Here is a 5942-nt window from a genome sequence, read left to right as displayed (position 1 = left end):
TCAGACAGGTTGCATTTACCTGGCGGATATCATCGAATTCCAGATAGTCAAAAATTTTGACCAAAAGTTCGGGAGGGAGTTCAGTAATCCTTCTTTGATATAATGGTTGTTTTTGCGGGGGGTGTTTTTGCGGATTGGCCTCCAGGAGCGCGACAGTGGACGGGGAGTTGCACGGTCTCGTTTTGTCAGGATGATTTACAGGCCAGCCCGGCACCATCGAAAAGCCGACGGCTGCTGCAGAGAGAGGGTTGCTCACAGACTTGTCCCATTCTTGACGAGTGATTACCGGCGTTCACGCTTGATTCATGCCCTGATCAGACCGCCCAAAGGCCAGGAAGTTCCCGAGCCAGGATGCATTCCCACGCAGAGCGAGTTTGATCATCATGTTGCGAATGCTTCAAATATAAGTTTTACCTTTAATCCGGCTAATTAACGTCGTTTAATTCCCAAATTGTCAAAGTGATGTTTGTGATGTTGTCATTCTCAGTGCGGCTCAGGACCACCACTTCATGCTCTGAAAGTGGATTGAAGTAGGCTTTCAGGATACCGTCTTGCCTGATAACCCCCTTGAGTGGCCAGTCATTTTGCTGACTGCGACCCAGGATGCCTGCCACCGAATGGGTGTAAGTCAGCACATGCAGGCCAGACAGACTAAAGCAGGGTGTGGTAGCTGGTACGCATTGATCGGTGATGGTTTGAATTGACCATGCGCCTGCCTGGTTCTTCCCCCAGATATAGATCGTACCGATCGTACAACTGATCAATATGTGTCTGTCAGACGGACTGAACTGGGTCTTTTCTACACGGTGTTCATGTTCGAGCACTATTGCTGAGTCCAGCCTCTCTCTTCCTGCGGCATTCAGGTGTCGCCCGTGAGGCTGATCCAGCGACCAGTCAGACCATTTTTCCGGTCTGGGCCATAGCTGCAAATCACGGCCACCGAAGATGTATTTACTGAACAAGTAATTACCGGCAGAACTGAATTCAAGCAGATAACAGATCGGGAAGATGATGGTCTCTAGCCATTTTCCCGATGGTTCCGGGCTGAAAATTGAGACCTGTCCGGGACTCATGGAATGAAGGGAAATACTGAAGGAAATACCGACCAGAAGCTGATCCGACACTGGGCTAAAGCTGAAATACTCCATAGTGCGGTTTTTTAATAATATTACCTGCTGTGCTGACCAGGCTTCACGATCATGCACAGATAACATTGTTAATTCATTCCACCCATGCAGGGCCAGAGCCAGATGCTGCTCCGATGGACTGAACAGGACTTTACCAATAATTGCTCCAGAGGAGAGGCCGCACACCTCCATTTTCTGCCAATCATTATTTTTGTCCATGCGCCAGACGATGAGCGGATCGTGCCTGCCATAGGTCACCATATATTTTCCTGAAGGGCTGAATTGGACCGTCTGATCCGTCAGGGCTACCTTGCTGGCATGGTTCCAACAGTGGTGAGCAGGCTGCAAGGTATTCACGCAACCCTCACTGCTGCAGGTTAACAGGTGATTTGTGCCAGCACTGAAATGTGCCCCGGTAATCACCCGGCTGCCATTGTTATCGGACCAATTCAGGTCCTCTTGTGCCCATTGCCCCTGATCATCCCTGGCCAGCATTCGGGAGTCACGCAAACAGCTACCATAAAACAACAGATGACCACCGGACCGGCTGAAGCAAACACCATGAGTTGTAGTTTGAGGATTCAGATATCCTGGTTCAAATGAAGGGAGCGTGACTTTGTATCGCGCAACCGGATGGTATGACAGGCATGGTTCCATCTTTCCCAGGGTGGCCAGGCACAGAAGTGCGGACATCTGGGGCAGGTTCTTTGTTACCCTGTTCCTGAATGATATTCTTCTGCCGTTGCGTGGTGCTGGCTTGGCAAATGGGTGCAAGTGCAGACTTTTTTTCTGCTGCCGGGCAGTTTGCTGGTACTGATCCCGAAAGCTTCGGGGAAGCCGGGCAAAATATGACAGTTCCTGAATATAATTGTTTTCTTTAACCACTTCCCGAAATGCCAGGCAGGTTGCATTTACGCGGCGGATATCATCGAATTCCAGGTAGTCAAATATCATGACCAACAGTTCGGGCGGGAGTTCGATAATACTTCTTTGCCCCAGTGATTGTATTTGCGGGCTGGCCTCCGAGACAGTGGATGGGGAGTTGGCAGGTGTCGTTTTGCCTGGATGATTTGCAGGGCAATACGGCACCATCGAAAAGCTGACGGCTGTTGCACAGAGAGGTTCGCTCACTGACTTGTCCCATTTTTGACGAGTGTTTACCGGCATTATCATTAGATTCATTGCTTTAACAGACAGGCCAAAAGCCGGGAAGTTCCCACGCAGAGTGACTTCGATCGCCATGTTGTGAATGTGTCCAAAATAAGCTTTTCCTTCAATCCGGCGTACCAGGATCTCTCATTTCCCAAACTGTCAGAGTATAACTTCGACTGTCGTCATCCATATTGCGGCTCAGGACCATCACTTCATGCTCAGATATTGGATTGAAGCAGGCTTTCACGATACCGTCTTGCTTGATAACTCCCTTGAGTGACCAGCGCTTCTGATCGCTGCAGCCCAGGATTCCGACACTTGATGGCTTGCAAGTCAGCACATGAAGGCCAGACAGGCTAATGCCGGGTATGGTGCATGGGGCGTACTCCCTGGTGATGGTTTGAATTGACCATGTGCCTGCCTGGTTCTTCCCCCAGATACAGATCCCGCCAAACTGTGTGCTGACCACCAGGTGGCTGTCAGATTGACTGAACAGGGCCATAAGCACAGGGGAATCATGCTTGAGCCTTATTGCTGATTTAAGCCTTGTTAATGCTGCGTTATTCGCCTCCTCCTCCGATAAGCTGTCCAGCGACCAGTCGGACCATTTTTCCGGTCTGCACCATAGCAGCACATAAGGGCTGCGCTGCAGATCCTCAGGGTCGGATTTAGTGAACAAGTAGTTACCGGCAGGGCTGAAGTCAAGCTGAAAGAAATCCATCAAGATCGTAGTCTCTTGCCATCTCCCCGAAGGTTCCGGGCTGTGAATTGCAACCCGTCCGGGGTGATTTCCGCGAATACACACCAACACCTGATCTGACACCTGGCTGAGGCTGGCATGCGCAATGTGCTCTCTTCTTTCATTTGATAATGGTAACTGCCGTCCTGACCAGACTCCGCGATCATTCAGAGATAACATAGTCACTCGACGCGGCGTGCGCAGTAGCAGGTGCCGCTCCGATGGACTGAACAGGGCTTTCATGATAACCACTCCGGGGGCGAGGCCGGTTACCTTCATTTTCTGCCAATGACTATTTTCATCCATACGCCAGACGATGATAGGATCGTGACCTCTCCAGTTCACCATATACTTCCCTGAAGGGCTGAATCTGACAGACATACTTGACAAGTATAACCTGGCAACTTCGTCCCAACCGTGGTGAGCAGGGCGCAGGGTATATACGTTACCATCTGTGTTCCAGGTTAACAGGTGATTTTTGCAGGCACTGAAAGTGGCCCCGGCAATCACCCGACTGCGGCTGTTATCGGACCAATTCAGGTGTTCTTCTGCCCATTGCCCCCGGTCATCCCTGGCCAGCATTTGGGAGTCACTCAAAAAGCTGCCATGAATCAACAGATGATTGCTGGATAGACCGCAGCAAACATCAAAAGTTTTATCAGTGTGTATATATGGAACCCATGCTTGACTCTGTGGGATCGTGACTTTATAACGCTTGACCGGCCGGTAAAACGGGCATTGTTCCATCTTTCCCAGGGTGCCAAGGCACAATAGTGCGGTCATTTGTGGCAGGTTCTTTATTACCCTGTCCCTGAATGACATTCTTCTGCCGTTGAGTGGTGCTGACTTGGCAAATGGATGCCATTCCTGAATTTTTTTCTGCCACGGGGCAGTTTGCTGGTACTGTTCCCGAAAGCTTCGGGGAAGCCGGGCAAAATAAGACAGTTCCTGAATATAATTGTTTTCTTTGACCACGTCCCGAAATGCCAGGCAGGTGGCATTTACGCGGCGGATATCATCGAATTCCAGGTAGTCAAAAATCAAGACCAGCAGTTCGGGAAGGAGTTCAGTAATCCTTCTTTGCCGCAATGGTTGTGTTTGCGCGGGTTGTGTTTGTACGGACAGTGCTTGCGCGGTGGCGGCAGTGGACGGGGAGTTGGAACGTGTTGTTTTGGCAGGCTGATTTTCAGGCCAATCTGGCACCACCGGAAAGCCGGTGGCTGCTGCAGAGAGAGGGTTGCTCACTGACTTTTCCTATTCTTGACGAGTGATTACCGGTAGGTTGATATCTTCAGTGGACCAGCCAAGTGCCAGGAAGTTCCCGGGGCAGCCCGCATTCCCAGGCAGAGCGAGATCATCATGTCGTGAATGCTGCAAAATACGTTTTGCCTTCAATCCGGCATGCCAGCATCTGTTAATTCCCAAACTGTCAGAGTGATGTTTGGAAGGTCGTCATTATTGGCGCGGCTCAGGACCACTATTTCATGCTCGGATAATGGATTGAACCAGGCTTTCAGGATACCGTCTTGGCGGATAACCCCCTTGAGCGGCCAGTTCTTTTGCTGACTACGCCCCAGGATGCCAACCATCGAAGAGTGGTAAGTCAGCACATGGAGGCCAGACAGACTAAAGCAAGGTTTAGCGGTTGGGATGCACTCTTTGGTGATGGTTTGAATTGACCATGCTCCTGCCTCGTTCTTCCCCCAGATATAGACACTACCGGCCACAGAACTGACCAGTAAGTGGCTGTCAGACGGACTGAACTGCGTCTTTTCTGCATTTACACGGGTTTCATGTTTGAGCACTATGACTGATCCAAGTCTCGCTTTTGATGGAGCATCCAGGTGCGGCAAGTAAAGGTGATTCAGCGACCAGTCCGGCAATTTTTCCGGTCTGGGCCATAGCTGCAAATCAAGGCCATTGAAGTTGTATTTCTTGAGTAAGTATTTGCCGGCAGAACTGAATTCAAGCTGATGGTAGCAAGGGAAGATAATAGTCTCTTGCCATTTTCCCGATGGTTCCGGACTGTAAATTGAGACCCGCCCCGGGCCGCTCCAAGTACCCACCAGAAGTTGATCCGCCACCGGGCTGAATCTGGCATAAGACGTAATACAGTATTTTAATGATGTTATCTGCTGTGCTGACCAGGCGCCACGATCATTCAGGGATAACATGGTGATTTCATCCCACCCATGCAGTGCCAGATGCTGCTCCGATGGACTGAACAGGATTTCGTTAATCACTTCAGAGTAGTGGCCGCAAATCTCCATTTTCAGCCACTCATTTTTGTCCATGTGCCAGACGATGACCGAATCATGCGTGCTACAGGTCACCATATATTTCCCTGAAGGGCTGAATAGGACCGTCTGATCCGCCAGGGCTACCTTGCTGACATGGTTCCAACAGTGGTGAGCAGGCTGCAAGGTATTCAGGTAGCCTTCCCTGCTGAAGGTTACCAGGCGATTTGTGCAAGCACTGAAATGTGCCCTGGTAATCACCTGGCTGTCGCTGTTATCGGGCCAATTCAGGGGCTCTTGTGTCCATTGCCCCTGATCATCCCTGGCCAGCATTCGGGAACCACTCAAACAGCTACCATAAAACAACAAATGACCACCGCAGCGGCTAAAGCAAACACCATGAGTTGTCGTTTGAGGATTCAGATATCTTGATTCAAATGGAGGGAGCGTGACTTTATAGCGCGGAACCGGGTGGTAAGACAGGCATGGATCCATCTTTCCCAGGGTGGCCAGGCACAGCATTGCGGACATCTGGGGCAGGTTCCTTATTACCCTGTTCCTGAATGATATTCTTCTGTCGTTGGGTGGTGCTGACTTGGCAAATGGGTGAAAGTGCTGACTTTTTTTCTGTTGCAGGGCAGTTTGCTGGTACTGTTCCCGAAAGCTTCGGGGAAGCCGGGCAAAATA

At 50.5% G+C, this 5942-nt stretch carries 4 protein-coding genes; all 4 read right to left on the bottom strand.

Features of this window, described 5'->3' with window-relative positions:
* The coding region (locus tag KDK14_RS03725; RefSeq protein WP_257263676.1) for an F-box protein at positions 1–256 on the bottom strand (256 nt) is incomplete at its 3' end.
* Positions 257–425: 169 nt separating this feature from the next.
* Positions 426–2258 carry an F-box/WD40 repeat-containing protein gene (locus tag KDK14_RS03720; protein WP_257263675.1) on the bottom strand — a complete coding sequence of 611 codons (1833 nt, stop codon included), beginning with the start codon at positions 2256–2258 and terminating at the stop codon, positions 426–428.
* A 142-nt stretch (positions 2259–2400) separates the two neighbouring features.
* Positions 2401–4263 (bottom strand): F-box protein, encoded by a 1863-nt coding sequence (locus KDK14_RS03715; protein WP_257263674.1) that lies wholly within the window; start codon positions 4261–4263, stop codon positions 2401–2403.
* Positions 4264–4409: 146 nt separating this feature from the next.
* On the bottom strand, positions 4410–5942 hold a 1533-nt coding region (locus tag KDK14_RS03710), incomplete at its 5' end, for a WD40 repeat domain-containing protein (RefSeq protein ID WP_257263673.1).

The organism is Endozoicomonas sp. ONNA2, assembly GCF_024606365.1.
Classification (GTDB): domain Bacteria; phylum Pseudomonadota; class Gammaproteobacteria; order Pseudomonadales; family Endozoicomonadaceae; genus Endozoicomonas.
Note: the sequence above shows the minus strand (reverse complement) of the source record. Positions and strands in the feature narration are given on the sequence as shown.